This window comes from Brevundimonas sp. P7753, assembly GCF_013386595.1.
In the GTDB taxonomy this organism is placed as follows: domain Bacteria; phylum Pseudomonadota; class Alphaproteobacteria; order Caulobacterales; family Caulobacteraceae; genus Brevundimonas; species Brevundimonas bullata.
The window spans coordinates 40,235-55,199 of sequence record NZ_JACARP010000068.1; the positions used below are offsets into that span (position 1 = coordinate 40,235).

The 14,965-nt window shown below is 66.7% G+C and carries 14 protein-coding genes; 8 read left to right on the plus strand and 6 right to left on the minus strand.

Features of this window, described 5'->3' with window-relative positions; translation table 11 throughout:
* Positions 1-260: 260 nt before the first annotated feature.
* The 6 genes from HX774_RS13340 to rpsF form a co-directional block, all read right to left on the minus strand.
* Positions 261-1,760 carry a replicative DNA helicase gene (locus HX774_RS13340; protein ID WP_114816681.1) on the minus strand — a complete coding sequence of 500 codons (1,500 nt, stop codon included), beginning with the start codon at positions 1,758-1,760 and terminating at the stop codon, positions 261-263.
* Positions 1,761-1,883: 123 nt separating this feature from the next.
* The gene (locus tag HX774_RS13345; RefSeq protein ID WP_178827463.1) at positions 1,884-2,255 is read right to left on the minus strand and encodes a hypothetical protein; all 372 of its coding nucleotides are present in this window, start codon (positions 2,253-2,255) and stop codon (positions 1,884-1,886) included.
* Positions 2,256-2,434: 179 nt separating this feature from the next.
* A complete protein-coding gene (locus HX774_RS13350; RefSeq protein ID WP_178827465.1) occupies positions 2,435-4,876 on the minus strand; it encodes a TonB-dependent siderophore receptor in 2,442 nt (813 codons plus the stop codon).
* A gap of 368 nt (positions 4,877-5,244) precedes the next feature.
* A complete protein-coding gene (rplI, locus tag HX774_RS13355; RefSeq protein WP_114816678.1) occupies positions 5,245-5,829 on the minus strand; it encodes a 50S ribosomal protein L9 in 585 nt (194 codons plus the stop codon).
* A 1-nt stretch (position 5,830) separates the two neighbouring features.
* Positions 5,831-6,109 carry a 30S ribosomal protein S18 gene (gene rpsR / locus HX774_RS13360; RefSeq protein WP_114816677.1) on the minus strand — a complete coding sequence of 93 codons (279 nt, stop codon included), beginning with the start codon at positions 6,107-6,109 and terminating at the stop codon, positions 5,831-5,833.
* An 11-nt stretch (positions 6,110-6,120) separates the two neighbouring features.
* Positions 6,121-6,501, minus strand: coding sequence for a 30S ribosomal protein S6 (gene rpsF / locus HX774_RS13365; RefSeq protein ID WP_178827467.1), 381 nt, complete (start codon positions 6,499-6,501; stop codon positions 6,121-6,123).
* 237 nt (positions 6,502-6,738) lie between these two features.
* Between rpsF and HX774_RS13370 the strand changes: the two genes are divergently transcribed.
* The 8 genes from HX774_RS13370 to gmk all read left to right on the plus strand — a co-directional run bounded on the left by HX774_RS13370 (position 6,739) and on the right by gmk (position 14,766).
* On the plus strand, positions 6,739-8,022 hold the full coding sequence (locus HX774_RS13370) for an Nramp family divalent metal transporter (RefSeq protein ID WP_178827469.1): 1,284 nt from the start codon (positions 6,739-6,741) through the stop codon (positions 8,020-8,022).
* A gap of 439 nt (positions 8,023-8,461) precedes the next feature.
* A complete protein-coding gene (gene fabD, locus HX774_RS13375; RefSeq protein ID WP_178827472.1) occupies positions 8,462-9,418 on the plus strand; it encodes an ACP S-malonyltransferase in 957 nt (318 codons plus the stop codon).
* An 80-nt stretch (positions 9,419-9,498) separates the two neighbouring features.
* On the plus strand, positions 9,499-10,239 hold the full coding sequence (gene fabG / locus HX774_RS13380) for a 3-oxoacyl-[acyl-carrier-protein] reductase (RefSeq protein WP_178827473.1): 741 nt from the start codon (positions 9,499-9,501) through the stop codon (positions 10,237-10,239).
* A gap of 181 nt (positions 10,240-10,420) precedes the next feature.
* Positions 10,421-10,660: an acyl carrier protein gene (locus HX774_RS13385; protein ID WP_105564338.1), complete on the plus strand. Its 240-nt coding sequence runs from the start codon at positions 10,421-10,423 to the stop codon at positions 10,658-10,660.
* Positions 10,661-10,778: 118 nt separating this feature from the next.
* Complete coding sequence (gene fabF, locus HX774_RS13390; protein WP_178827475.1) at positions 10,779-12,059, plus strand: beta-ketoacyl-ACP synthase II; 1,281 nt, start codon at positions 10,779-10,781, stop codon at positions 12,057-12,059.
* Position 12,060: 1 nt separating this feature from the next.
* Positions 12,061-13,254: an endolytic transglycosylase MltG gene (gene mltG, locus HX774_RS13395; RefSeq protein ID WP_178827477.1), complete on the plus strand. Its 1,194-nt coding sequence runs from the start codon at positions 12,061-12,063 to the stop codon at positions 13,252-13,254.
* Positions 13,251-14,135 (plus strand): YicC/YloC family endoribonuclease, encoded by an 885-nt coding sequence (locus tag HX774_RS13400; protein ID WP_178827479.1) that lies wholly within the window; start codon positions 13,251-13,253, stop codon positions 14,133-14,135. Before mltG ends, HX774_RS13400 begins: the two co-directional genes overlap by 4 nt.
* Entirely contained in the window at positions 14,125-14,766 is a 642-nt protein-coding gene (gene gmk / locus HX774_RS13405) for a guanylate kinase (protein ID WP_114816669.1), read from the plus strand. The genes HX774_RS13400 and gmk overlap by 11 nt, the downstream gene beginning before the upstream one ends.
* The last annotated feature ends 199 nt before the right edge of the window (positions 14,767-14,965 follow it).

Below are 14,965 nucleotides of genomic sequence, written 5' to 3' on the forward strand. Positions count from 1 at the left end.
CGCGCCGCCGTGGGCTCCCAGCGCGCCGTAGTCCGCCTCTGGCCTAGATTGGCGCTTGCCGGTCTTTGACATCGCCATCCGCCGCCGTCCGCCAACCACGAATTTCTCTCCCTTCCCCCTCGATGGGGGAAGGGTCGGGGATGGGGGTGAGGGCGCTGCATTGGAAGGTTGAACGCATGAGGCGCTTAGCGTCTCTTCAGTCTCCCATTGCACCAATTGCACTGTTTTTTTCTTCGCCCAGTGCAACAGGCCTCCGACCCCTACTCAGGGATATCCGCAAAGGCGCTGCCGTAGCGGTCGTCGTGGGCCAGGTTGCCGAAGCGGACGGTGTCCGCGTCGAAGGCCAGCTTGACGATGCCGATGGGGCCGTGACGCTGCTTGCCGATGACCACCTCGGCCTGGCCCTGCAGCCGGTCCATGTCCTGCTGCCATTGCAGGTGCTCCTCCGAGCCCTCGCGCGGTTCGGCCCGGCCCAGGTAGTAGCTCTCGCGATAGACGAACATGACGCAGTCGGCGTCCTGCTCGATCGAGCCGGATTCACGCAGGTCGGACAGTTGCGGCCGCTTGTCTTCGCGCTGTTCGACCTGACGCGACAGCTGCGACAGGGCGATGATCGGCACGCCCAGTTCCTTGGCCAGGGCCTTCAGGCCGCCGGTGATCTCGGACACTTCCTGCACCCGGTTCTTCTGACCGCCGCCTTCGCCCGTCGTCACCAGTTGCAGGTAGTCGACGATGATCAGATCCAGGCCGTGCTCCATCCGCTTCAGGCGTCGCGCCCGCGCCGCCAGCTTGGAGATGGAGATGCCGCCGGTGGCGTCGATATAGAGCGGGCTCTCGCCGATCTCGACCGCCGCGTCACGCAGCTTGCCGAAGTCCGAGGCGTCGATCTCGCCCTTGCGCAGCTTGTCCGAGGACACGCCGGACGCGTCGGCCAGAATACGCATGGCCAGCTGTTCGGCGCTCATTTCCAGCGAGTAGAAGGCGACGACGCCGCCGTTGACCGTCTTGCGGCCCTCGGGCGTCGGTTCCCACTGATAGGCGCGGGCCACGTTGAAGGCCATGTTGGTGGCGAGCGCCGTCTTGCCCATCGACGGACGACCGGCCAGGATCAGAAGGTCGGACGGGTGCAGGCCGCCCAGCTTGCGGTCCAGGTCGTTCAGGCCGGTGGCCAGACCCGCCAGCTTGCCCTCGCGCTGATAGGCCTCGCCCGCCATTTCGACGGCGCCGGCCAGGGCGGTCGAGAAGCTGACGAAGCCCGACGACGGCTTGCCTGTCTCAGCCAGCGAATAGAGGGTCTGTTCCGCCTGTTCGATCTGTTCGTCGGCGGGCGTCTCTGGGTTGGGCGCCTGCTTGATCATCTCGCCGCCGATGCGGATCAGGTCGCGGCGCAGGGCCAGGTCATAGATGACGCGGGCGTAGTCGGGGGCGTTGGCCGCCGGAGGGGCGCGGTCGACGAGGTCGGCGAGGTATCGCAGACCGCCGAACTCATGGAAAGCCGGGTCCTGCTTGAACCGCTCCATCAGGATGGTCGGCTCGGCCAGCAGGCCCTGACGGATGTGATCCTCGATCGCCTCGAACAGCCGCTGATGGAAGGGCTCGTACATATGCGAGCCGCGCAGTCGGTCGCTCAGCCGCTCGAACACGGCGTTGTCGAACATCAGCGAGCCCAGCAGCGCCTGCTCCGCCTCCAGGTTGTGGGGCATGGACGAGACGGAGACCTGGTCTGTATTTCCGTAGGGCATGGGAGCAAAGGCGTTCATGGGGCTAGCCATAGCCCTAACCGACGCCCGCGTCAGATGCGGGCATGGCCTTGGTCGTGGAAAGCCGTTTCGGCCTGTGGACCGTCCTGAAAACCCCTGTCGGATCAGCGGTCGGGCCAGGCTTCAGGCCGGGCAGGGATGCTCCGCCGCCATCCATTCCCGCACCGCCTGGGTCACGCTGATGTTGCGCCGCGCTGCCGGGATGGCGTTGAAGCGGGTCAGGATCATGTCGGGCGACAGGCTGATCTTGGCGCCTTCGGGAATACAGGTGGCGGCGCGCCGGTTCGCGGCCTGGGCCGCTTTCTGCTCATCGCCGACCGTTTTGAAGGCGCTGTTGATCTCGTTCATCAGCCGCCGCGTGTCCGACCGCAACAGGGCCATTGGATTGCGCGGGATACGATTGGCCGAAGTCAGGAACTCCTGAACCGTCATAGCGCTGGCGCTGCCGGCCCAAAGGCTGGCGGCGGCGGCGAGGATAAGCGTGGCCTTTTTCATACGGACCCCTCCGATTGGAATGGCCCAGCTTGGTTCGATGTCTGTGGCGGAACAATGGCTGACGAGACGGCCACGGCGTGGCCGCCGCAGCCGCCACGCCGCTCCTCAGCAACAGCGTCCGGCGCGAGGAGGGAAGAAGACCCTCCTCGCGGGGACTGCCGCCTAGGCTGAGGTTTCGATCACCACTTCACTGCGATGCGGCCATAGACGAAGCGACCGTTGAAGCCGTAGGGCGAGAAGTTGGAGAAGGGGAAGGCGCCGGTCGTATTATTGGCGCGCAGGCTCTGGCGCGGGTACTGGTCCAGGATGTTGTCGGCCCCGACCGAGACGATGACCTTGTCCGTGAGGCGGTAACGCGCCTCGAAATCGGCCACCAGGGCGGCGCCCAGTTCCAGGTCTGTGGCCTCCGATGCGCCCGCCGCCAGAACGTCCCCATAGCCGGTCAGGCGCACCGTACCGCCGAGACGCTGGGCTTCCCAGTCTGTCTGGAACACCACCTTCCACGGCGGGGAGCCTTCTTCAAAGCGGGCCACGGCCTGACGCCCGAACAGGCTGGTGGGCGTGGGCAGGACGCCGCTGTCGGTCACCGGCGTCTTGGTGACTTTGAAGTCGTTGACGTTGCCCGCCAGGGTGAAGTCCAGGCGGTGGCCGACAGCGGTCTCGGCGCGATAACGGGCGACGACGTCCAAGCCGGTCGTCTCAGTGTCCACGCCATTGATGAAGAAGCGCGCGGCCGATGCGCCATAGGGCGCCAGCAGGTCGAAGATGGTGCGGGCGTTGGTCCCCACGGCTGCCGTGGCGCTGCCCGTCAGGGTTTCTGACAGGATGACGCGGTCCTTGATGTCGATGCGATAGGCGTCAGCCGTCAGCTCGAACGGGCCGTTGCGGGCCACGAAGCCCAGCGAGTAGTTGACGGACTCCTCGGCATCCAGCGGCGTGCCGCCGAGCGCTACGCCGACCTCGCTGATCGACGGATAGGTGCCGGTCTCATAGGGGACGTTGTCGATGTAGAGGATCGAGGTCTGGGTATAGTACTGCTGTTGCAGGCTGGGGGCGCGGAAGCCGGTCGAGACCGCGCCGCGGACCGCGAAGTGGGGGGTGAAGTCGTAGCGGGCCGCGAACTTGCCGGAGACGTTGTCGCCGAAGTCCGAATAGTTCTCGTAGCGAACAGCCCCCGATAGGGTCAGGCCGTCGATGACCTCGCCTTCCAGGTCCAGATAGACGCCGACGTTGTTGCGATCCTCGTCCACCTCGTTGCTGGGCGTGAAGCCGGTGAAGCCGCGCGAGCCGAAGGCGAGGGTGGCGCCCCCGGCTGTCAGAACCGGGCCGCGAGCGTAGGAGGCCTCTTCGCCGGCCCCGATCTGATAGTTTTCGCTGCGGGCCTCAAGGCCGACGGCCACGTTCAGGGGGCCATGCCAGCCCAGGTCGTACTCGCGGCTGGCGTCGATGCCGAACACCAGCTGATCATACTGCAGCGACCCGGCGTCGAACTGGGTCGGGCCGTCGATGCCGTAGGTCGGGTTCATGGTGTTCTCGGCGCCGAACTCGATCTTGTTCGAGCCGTAGCCGAGATTGATGTCGATGCCCCATTCGCCCAGAGAACCACGGACGCCGCCCGCAGCGGTCCAGTCGGTCGTGTCCGTCAGGATCTCGGGCAGGTAGCCGTTCGGATACTTGCGGCCCGAGCCATAGTCGGGGTTCTGGGTGGCGTCCGTCGGGGTGCGATAGAAGGCGGCGGCTGAGGCGTCGCGCTTCTGATAGCCGGCCCAGCCATAGGCTTCCCAGCCGGCCGCCAGCGGGATGCCGGCGTTCAGATAGACCGACAGATCTTCGGCCTGGGCGTCGCCCTGACCGCCGGTGATGCGGCCCAGGGTCGGGTTGATGTCCGAACGGTTGGTGCGGTCGCGGTCACGATACTCGACCGAGGCGGTCAGGAAGCCTTCATCGCCTATGGCGAAGCCCTGCCACCCCGATACCGTCAGGGTGTCGCCGTCGCGGATCTTGCCCTTGCGGCCGTAGAAGCCTTCATAGTCGGTTACATACTGGCCATAGGTGACGGTCGCGCCGCCGCCGTCGCGCGCTTCGCGCAGACGCAGGTTCAGAACCCCGGCGATGGCGTCGGAGCCATACTGGGCCGCCGCGCCGTCGCGCAGCACCTCGATGCGCTCGACCGCCGAGGACGGGATGGCGTTCAGGTCCACGGCGGAGGAGCCGCGTCCGACCGAGCCGTTCAGATTGACCAAAGCGGTCTGGTGGCGGCGCACGCCGTTGACCAGAACCAGGGTCTGATCAGGACCCTGCCCGCGCAGAGTGGCTGGGCGGATGGAGTCGGTGCCGTCGGTCGCCGAGGGGCGCGGGAAGTTCAGCGCGGGCACCGAGGCCGCGAGCTGGGCCGCCAACTCGGTCGTGCCGCGTTGCTCCAGGGTTTCCGCCGTGACCACGTCCACGGGCGCGACGGTGTCGAGGCGCGAGCGGTTGGCGACGCGGGTGCCGGTCACGACGATGTCGTCAACGGCGGTGGGGTCGACTGAGGCCTGCTGGGCGGCGGCGCCGCCGGCGAGCAGCAGCGTGACGCTGGAGGAGGCCAGGAACAGGGCGGAGCGGAAGGCGGTTCGGTTCATCTCGAGAGGTCTGCTTTTCTGATTGGACGCAAGGAATCGCGCCGCGCCGTTGAGCAGCGACGATGGAACTGTGCGTCAGTAACGTTGGTCGTCAAGGCCGGCGGCGGACCGACCTTAGTCGGGTCAGTGGCGGGCCGGACATCGTCCCGGTCGAGCGACCGGGCGAGGGGTGTCCGCGTAGAAGCGCATTCGCATCGTCATCTCCCGCCCATCGAAGGAGGATGAGCTGTGACCATATTGCGGTGCGAAAACGGCGCGGGATATCGAGATTATGTGGTGTGGTGCTCAGAAAAACTAAACAGACCGGCCAAGAAAAAGGGGCGCGTCCCGAAGGACGCGCCCCTTGATCGATACCGTCAGTCGACAGATCAGGCTTCGTCGCCGAAGCCTTCTTGCTGACCAGCGCCGCCTTCGATCAGTTCCTTGGCGGACTGCTCGGCTGCGTTACGCTCGTCGTCGAACTGGGCGCGGATGACATCCTCGCCCTTGGCTTGACGTTCGGCTTCTTCGGCCGAGCGGGCGATGTTGATCTTGACCGTGGCGCGGACCTCGGGGTGCAGGCGAACCGGCACTTCGTGGACGCCCAGGGCCTTGATCGCGACGTTCAGCACGACTTGCGAACGCTCGACCTTGCCGCCTTCGGACTGAATGATTTCAGCCACGTCGCGACCGGCGACCGAACCGTACAGGTGACCCGTTTCACCGGCCTGACGGATCATGACGTAGGTCTGGCCGTCGATCTTGTCGGCGACCTTCTGTGCGTCGGCCTTGTTCTTCTCGTTGCGGGCTTCGATAGCCGCGCGGTCGAGTTCGAACGCTTTCAGGTTGGCCGAGGTCGCGCGACGAGCCTTGTCGCGCGGCAGCAGGTAGTTACGAGCGAAGCCGTCCTTGACGGTGACGACGTCGCCGATGGCGCCGAGGTTCTCGACGCGTTCCAGCAGAACGACCTTCATCTTACTTCACCACGTACGGCAGGAGGGCCAGGTAGCGCGCGCGCTTGATGGCCTTGGCCAGTTCGCGTTGCTTCTTGGCGGAAACGGCGGTGATGCGCGAGGGCACGATCTTGCCGCGTTCGGAAACGTAACGCTGCAGCAGCTTCACGTCCTTGTAGTCGATCTTCGGTGCGTTGGCGCCCGAGAAGGGGCAGACCTTGCGACGACGATAGAAGGGGCGACGTCCAGCGGCGCCGGAGCCGGCCGGGGCGCCCGGGGAGGGAGCGGTTGTGTCGGTCATGATCCGGTTCCTTATTCCGAAGCCGCAGCTTCGTCGGTGCGCGCGGGGCGATCACGATCGCGCTCACGTTCACGACGGGCCAGCAGGGGCGACAGTTCCAGGTCGAGTTCCTCGACGCGGACGGTCAGCCAACGCAGAACGTCTTCGTTCAGCGACAGCTGACGCTCGACTTCGGCCACGGCGGCAGCCGGGGCGTCCAGAGCGAGCAGGGAATAGTGAGCCTTGCGGTTCTTCTTGACCCGGTAGGTCAGGTTGCGCAGACCCCAGTACTCGATCTTGGCGACGCTGCCGCCGCCTTCTTCGATCAGAGCCTTGATGGTGTCGTTCAGCGCTTCGGCCTGTTGCGCCGAGATATCCTGGCGCGTCATGACCGTGTGCTCGTAAAGAGCCATGCGGTAGTCTCCCTTGTGGGCATCGGCGTGAAACGGACCGGGTAAGTCCTGTCCACGATGGCTCCTGAAGCGGCGGCCGGGAGGACTTCCCGAACCCTTTGGCGTTCCGCAACAGGACCGAAGCCCTGGAAAGGCGGCGCGTATAGGGGAAAAAGCCCGCCAGAGCAAGGCTCCGGGGCCTGTATTGCCAGGCCGGGCCGAAACAGCGGAGGGTCTCGGCCTGACCGGAGACGCCGCATGACCCCATCCGAGCCGAGCGCCGCCCTCAAGAAGCGCTGGTCCCTGATCGGGCCGGGCATCGTCGTGGCGGCGACGGGCGTGGGGGCGGGGGATCTGGTGGCGACCCTGATCGCCGGGTCGCGCTTCGGCTACGCCCTGCTGTGGGCGGCCATCATCGGGACGGTGCTGAAGATCGCCCTGGCCGAGGCCGTGGGGCGCTGGACCCTGGCCAGCGAGCGGACGATCTTTGACGGCTGGTCGAGCCTGGGGCGCGGGCTGCTGCCCGGCGCCATAGGCGGGCGGCTGAACTGGGCCGGCCTCTATTTCGGTCTCTACGTCGTCATCTGGGGCTTTGTGTACGGCGCGGCGGCCATGACGGCCACGGCCCTGCCGCTGGCCGCCCTGTTCCCGGTCCTGGACCTGAAGGTCTGGGGGATGCTGAGCGGGATCGCGGGGCTGAGCTTCGTCTGGTTCGGCGGATACGGCGTGTTCGAGAAGGTGATGACGGCCTGCGTCGGGGTGATGTTCGTCACCGTGGTCGGCCTGGCCGTGATCGTGACGCCGGATATTCCGGCCCTGCTGACCGGACTGTGGCCCAGCCTACCGCAGGGGTCGGTCTTCTATACCCTTGGCCTGATCGGCGGGGTGGGCGGGACCATCACCATGGCGGCCTATGGCTACTGGCTGAACGCCAAGGGCTGGAAGGGGCCGGGCTGGATGGCGGTGATGCGGCTGGACAACCGGGTCGCCTATATCGTCACCGGGGTTTTCGTGGTGGCCATGCTGATCGTCGGGGCCGAGCTGCTGTACGCGGCGGGCATAGCCTTGCAAGGCGGTGAGCGGGGGCTTCTGGACCTGGATCAGGTGTTGAGGGAGCGGTTCGGGCGACCGGTCTCGATTCTGTTCCTGGTCGGCTTCTGGGCCACCAGCTTCTCAAGCCTGCTGGGCGTCTGGCAGGGCGTCAGCCTGATGTTCGCCGACTTCACCGCCCATGTGCGGGGGCGGGCGGGCGAGGAGGCGGTGCGCGGCGACCGCAGCCGGGCGTTCAGAGGGTTCGCCCTGTGGCTGACCTTCCCGCCCATGGCCCTGCTGTTCATGGACCGGCCCTTCGGTCTGATTGTCGCCTATGGCGTGCTGGGCAGCCTGTTCATGCCCTTCCTGGCGGGGACGCTGCTGTGGCTGTTGAACAGCGACCGCGTGCCGAGGGAATGGCGCAGTCAAGGGCTGTCGAACACGCTGCTGGCGGCGGCGGCCATCCTGTTCGCCGTCTTGGCGGGCAAGGAGCTGATTGGGTTGTTCTGAGGCGGCTCACGGCGTCAGCAGCGATTGCAGGGTTGCGGCCAAGGCCGACTGTAAGGGCCGACCCTCACCCTTTTGCGCGGCCAATCGCCTTCGGCTCTTGGGCGCTCAAGCCCTCTCCCAGCGGGAGAGGGTTGTACGGTGCGACGAAAAAAACAATGCAATTGGTGCAATAAGTGCAACCGGCGGGCTCTGCGATCCTCCCTTGCGTAGCGGGGGAGGATTTCAGGAGGGCGGGGGTGCGGGTCATGAGGCTATTGTGGCTCAGGTTTCGGGGGGCGTGCGTTGATCGACGCCAGAGCCGTCCAATCCCTGTGATTCACTGGGATCGGGGCGGGGAGTCGTGCGCAAGGTCCCGGTTCGAGGGGGCGAGTTCTTGCCGTAGGGGCGGGTTTCGCCTACGCCTCGGCGTCTTGAATCAACGGACTACGGATCGTTTCGCATGACCCTCGCGCTTCTCTTCCCCGGCCAGGGCAGCCAGAGCGTCGGCATGGGCGCCGCTCTCGCCGAGGCTTTCGCCAGCGCCCGCGAGGTCTTCGCCGAGGTCGACGACGCGCTGAATCAGAAGCTGTTCGACCTGATGCGCGAAGGCCCGGAAGATCAACTGACCCTGACCGAAAACGCTCAGCCGGCCCTGATGGCCGTGTCGGCGGCGGCGGCAAGGGTGCTGAAGGTCGAGTTCGGCGTGGACGTGGCCAAGGCCGGTTTCGTCGCCGGTCACTCCCTGGGCGAATACTCGGCTCTGGCCGCTGTCGGCGCGATCAGCCTGTCGGACACGGCGCGCCTGTTGAAGCTGCGCGGTCAGGCCATGCAGCGCGCCGTGCCGGTGGGCAAGGGCGCGATGGCCTCGCTGATCGGTCCCAAGACCGACCTGGCCCTGGCCGAAGCCGCTGCTGCGGCGGGCTCGGAAGTCGGCGTCTGCGTCGTCGCCAACGACAACAACAACGGCAACGTGGTGATTTCGGGCGACAAGGCCGCCGTGGACCGCGCCATCGAGAAGGCCAAGGAACTGGGCGCGCGGGCCATCCCGCTGAACGTCTCGGCGCCCTTCCACTGCCCACTGATGCAGCCCGCCGCCGACGAAATGGCTGATGCGCTGGCGGAGGCGAAGATCGTTGCGCCCCTGGTCGCCGTGGTGGCCAATGTCACCGCCCGCCCGGAAACGGACCCGGAAGTCCTGCGCCGCCTACTGGTCGAGCAGGTCACGGGCCGCGTGCGCTGGCGCGAGAGCATGGAGTGGATGGCAGGGGAAGGCGGCGTGACCCGCTTCGCCGAGATCGGCTCGGGCAAGGTCCTGACCGGCATGGCCAAGCGTATCGCGCCCGACGCCGAGAGCCTGGCGCTGAACACGCCGGAAGACCTGGAAGCGTTCGCGAAGGCGGTGACGAGTGGCGAGTGACGAGTGGCGAGACATTCGCCCCTTCACTCTGCTTTTCCTCGCCACTCGTCACTAATCACTCGCCATTACGGAGAGACATAATGTTCAACCTTTCGGGAAAGATCGCCCTGGTGACCGGCGCGACCGGCGGCATCGGCGGGGCCATTGCGCGCTCGCTGCACGCTCAGGGCGCGACGGTGGTGCTGTCGGGCACGCGCGAGGCCGTGCTGGCTGATCTGGCCAAGGAGCTGGGCGAGCGCGCCTTCTTCGCCGCCGCCAACCTGTCGGATGCGGAATCGGTGGATGGGCTGGTGGCGCGGGCTGAAGAAGCCGCCGGCGGCCCGCTGGACATCCTGGTCGCCAACGCGGGCATCACCAAGGACGGTCTGCTGATGCGGATGAAGGACGAGGACTTCCAGTCCGTCATCCAGATCAACCTGGAAAGCTATTTCCGCCTGACCCGCGCAGCGGTTAAGGGGATGATGAAGCGCCGTTCGGGCCGCATCATCGGCGTGACCTCGGTGGTCGGCGTGACCGGCAACCCCGGCCAGACCAACTATTCGGCGTCCAAGGCCGGCATGATCGGCTTCTCCAAGTCGCTGGCCCAGGAAGTCGGTTCGCGCGGGATCACGGTGAATTGCATCGCCCCCGGTTTCATCGCTTCGCCGATGACGGACGTGCTGAACGACCAGCAGCGCGAGGCCATCCTGACCAAGATTCCGTCAGGCCGACTGGGCACGGGCGAGGAAATCGCCGCCGCCGCCGTCTATCTGTCGTCCAACGAAGCCGCCTATGTCACGGGGCAGACCCTGCACGTGAACGGCGGCATGGCGATGATCTAAAGCGTTGCGCGTCGCCATCACGACGCGCAACAATCTATTTCCCGCCCCGATGGCTGTGCTAAAGGGCGGGAATGCTTCGCGGCGGTGAGTCCCTCGGGTCTTGCTTCCAACCGGCTGCCGTGACACGGCGAACACTGAGACCCCGCCTTCACGGCGACAACAAACAGGCAGAGAGACACTCATGTCCGACACCCTCGAACGCGTCCGCAAGATCGTTATCGACCACCTGGACGCCGATCCGGACAAGGTCACGGAAAAAGCCTCCTTCATCGACGACCTGGGCGCCGACTCGCTCGACAACGTCGAGCTGGTCATGGCCTTCGAAGAAGAATTCGACGTCGAAATCCCGGATGACGCCGCTGAGCACATCCAGACCGTCGGCGACGCTGTGAAGTTCATCGACGAGAAGCTGGCTGGTTAATCCAGCTGCGATCCGTCGCACTTCCAAATGATGGCCGCCGTGACGGGACCCTAGCGGGACCGTCCGGCGGCCATTATTGTTTTCGGTCACGATTCTTATAGTCCAAGGAGCGCGAACCATGCGCCGCGTCGTCATCACGGGCCTCGGCCTTGTCACCCCGCTCGGTTCGGGCGTGGAACATGTCTGGAAGGGCATCGTCGAGGGCCGCTCGGGCATTGGTCCGATCACCTGCTTCGACACCGAGGGCTATGGCTGCACCATCGCGGGTGAAGTTCCGTCCGTGGACGGTCGTGGACGCGGCGCGCCGGATCAGCCGGGCGTCTTCGATCCCGATCAGGTGATGTCGGCCAAGGACAGGAAGCGCGTCGACGACTTCATCCTGTACGCCATCGCCGCCGCCGACGAGGCTCTGGCCGATGCGAACTGGAAGCCCGAGACCGAGGACGACAAGGAAGAGACCGGCGTCATGGTCGGCTCCGGCATCGGCGGCCTGGGCCCCATCGCCGAGACGGCCATCGTGCTGAAGGAACAGGGCGTCCGTCGCGTCAGCCCCTTCTTCATTCCCTCGGCCCTGATCAACCTGGCCTCGGGTCAGATCTCGATCCGCCACGGGCTGAAGGGACCGAATCACTCGGTCGTCACCGCCTGCGCCACCGGCGCCCACGCCATCGGCGACGCGGCCCGGATGATCGCTCTGGGCGACGCGGACGTCATGGTGGCGGGCGGCGCTGAAAGCTCGGTCGTGCCGATCGGCATCGCCGGCTTCCTGGCCTGCAAGGCCCTGTGCACGGCCTACAACGACACGCCCGAGAAGGCCTCGCGTCCCTATGACCGCGGCCACGCCGGCTTCATCATGGGCGAGGGCGCCGGCATCATGGTGCTGGAAGAGTACGAACACGCCAAGGCGCGCGGCGCCAAGATCTACGCCGAGGTCGTCGGCTATGGCATGAGCGGCGACGCCTATCACATCACCGCCCCGTCCGAGGACGGCGACGGCGGCCTGCGGGCCATGAAGATGGCGCTGAAGCGCGCGGGCATGGAGCCGTCGGACCTCGACTACGTCAACGCCCACGGCACCTCGACCATGGCCGACTGGATCGAGCTGCGGGCCATCGAGCGTCTGGTCGGCGATCACGCCAAGGACGTGGCGGTGTCCTCGACCAAGTCGATGACGGGGCACCTGCTGGGCGCCGCCGGGGCCATCGAGAGCATCTTCTCGGTCCTGGCCATTCGCGACCAGATCGCCCCGCCGACCATCAACCTGGACGATCCCGAGCACGAAACGGCCATCGACCTGGTGCCGCACAAGGGCAAGCCGATGAAGATCGATGTCGCCATGTCCAACAGCTTCGGCTTCGGCGGCACCAATGCGGCCGTGATCTTCAAGAAGGTCGACTGATTTGGCCAAGGCTCCGTCGCGTCGCCCCACGCCCAAGGTTCGCATCCCCAAGTCGCGCGTACCGAAGCGGGGCGGCGGCGGGGGGCCTAAATCCAGCCTCGGCGTCGGCCTGATCACCGCCGCCGGGACGCTGGGCGTCTTCGTGGCGGCGGCCCTGATCGGCCTGTGGGTGGTCTATTGGGGGCCTGGACCGTCAGCCAGGGAGGGCGAGGCGACCATCGTCACCCTGCCGTCGGGGGCGGGCGTCTCGGCCATCGCCGCCAATCTGAAATCGGCGGGCGTGATCCGCTCGACCGACCTGTTCCGCGCCGCCGTCAGCCTGAGCGGCGCCGACCGCAAGATCCGCGCGGGCGAGTATGAGGTGCCGTCGGGCGCCTCACTGGCCACCGTGGTCGGCCTGCTGGTCGACGGCAAGGCGGTGCGCCACTACGTGACCCTGCCCGAGGGCTGGTCCTCGGCCCAGGCGGTCGACATCCTGATGAAGCAGCCGGTCCTGACCGGCGAGGTCGAGGTTCCGCCTGAGGGCAGCCTGTGGCCCGACACCTATGAGGTGTCGCGCGGCGAGACCCGCGCCTCGGTCGTCGCCCGGATGCAGCGCGCCGCCACGAGCAAGCTGGCCGCCCTGTGGGCGCAGCGCTCGCCCAACACCATCATCACGACGCCGGAAGAGGCCATGGTGCTGGCCTCCATCGTCGAGAAGGAGACCGGCCTGGCCTCGGAGCGGCCCCAGGTGGCGGCGGTCTTCACCAACCGGCTGCGGCTCGGGATGCGGCTGGAGAGCGATCCGACCATTGTCTATGGCGTGACCAAGGGCCGTCCGCTGGGACGCGGCATTCGCGCCTCGGAGCTGCGGGCCCAGACGCCGTGGAACACCTATCTGATCGACGGCCTGCCGCCGACGCCCATCGCCAACCCCGGCGAGGAGGCGCTGAAGGCGGTGCTGAACCCGCCGCGTTCGGAATACGTCTTCTTCGTCGCGGACGGCACAGGCGGTCACGTCTTCGCGCGGACCTATCCCGAGCACCTGCTGAACGTGGCGCGCTGGCGCGAGATCGAGCGCCGGAAGGCGGGCCTGCCGCCCGGCCAGACGGCTTCTGTTCCGGGCGCTGCGACGACGCCGATGGGCGAGGGGGCTGTGGTCGAGACGCCTGCGGGCGCCGCCGTCATCACCATGAATCCGGCGGCAGCACGATGAGCCAGATCTCAGGCATGACCGGCTTTGGCCGGACCGACGGGGCGCTGGACGGCTGGACCTGGACGGTCGAGGCGCGTTCGGTCAACGGGCGGTCGCTGGAGGTGCGCTATCGCGGTCCCGGCGGCTTCGACAATCTGGAACGGCTGACCAAGGCGGCGGCGCAGGCGCGTCTGAACCGGGGTCAGGTGACGCTGGGCGTTCAGGCCAAGCGGGCCGAGGGCAGTGAGCCCGCGCCGCGCGTCAATGAGGCCGTCCTGGCCACCTATCTGAAGCTGGCGAACCAGTTGGCGGAAGAGGGTGCCGTGCCGCCCTCGGCTGACGGCCTGCTGTCCCTGCGCGGCGTCATCGAGGTGGCCGAGGAGGACGAGGACCCCGAGGCCCGCACCGCCGTCGAGACCGCCATCGCCGCCACCATCGAACAGGCGCTGGACGCCCTGAAGCTGTCGCGTCAGCGCGAGGGCGAGCAACTGACGCCGGTGATCCGCGACTTTGTCGGGACCATCGAGGCCTTGGTCGCGCGGGCGGAACTGGAAGCTTCGAGCCAGACCGAGGCGATCCGCGAACGTTTCACCCGCCGGATCAGCGAACTGGCCCCGGATGCGCCGGGTCTGGAGGAGCGAATCTTCCTTGAAGCGGCGGCCCTGGCGACCAAGGCGGACGTGCGCGAGGAACTGGATCGCCTGACCGCCCACGTCGATTCCGCGCGGACACTGTTGCAGCAACCCCCCGCCGGGCGAAAACTCGACTTCCTGATGCAGGAATTCATGCGCGAAGCGAACACGCTCTGCTCGAAATCCGCTACCACGCCGCTCACCGGAATCGGCCTCGAACTGAAGGCCGTCATCGAGCAGCTTCGAGAACAAGTTCAGAATGTCGAATAACCGCACCCCCCGCCGTGGCGTCCTGCTGATCGTCGCCAGTCCGTCGGGGGCCGGGAAGACGTCTCTGTGCCGCCGTCTGATGGCCGATCACAAGGGGCTGGAACTGTCGGTCTCCATGACCACGCGGGGCATTCGTCCGGGCGAGGTCGACGGTCGCGACTACAACTTCGTCAGCCAGGAGGAATTCCAGCGTCTGATCGACGCGGACGCCTTCCTGGAATGGGCCGACGTGCACGGCAACCGTTACGGCTCGCCCGCCGCGCCGGTGAACCGCGCCCTGGCCGAGGGTCGCGACGTCCTGTTCGATATCGACTGGCAGGGCGCCCGCGACGTGGCCGAGAAATGCCCCGGCGACGCCGTGCGCGTCTTCGTCCTGCCGCCGAGCCTGGAAGAACTGCGCCGCCGCCTGGTGACGCGCTCGCAGGACGCTGACGACGTGATCGAACGCCGCGTCGCCAACGCCAAGGGCGAGATCGAACACTGCGACGAGTTCGACTACGTCCTGGTCAACGAGGATTTCGACAGCAGCTATGCGGAGCTGGCGCACATCTATCACGCTGAGCGCAGCTGCCGGACGCGCAACCTTTGGGTCGAGGGCTACAAGGACGCCTTGCTGAAGGAAGTGGTCTGACCTGATCGCTTCACCCTCTCCCAATGGGAGAGGGCTTGAGCCTCGGAGAGCCGAAGGCGATCCGCCAAGGCGAAAGGGTGAGGGTTTCCCGGCGTTCGTCGGCGTAAGCCGAAGGTTCGTCCGCCAAAGCCGCCCGCCCAAACCATATGGGCGCTTAAGCTCCCACCTAAAATCGAGCGCCACGGCTACCGCCGACTGA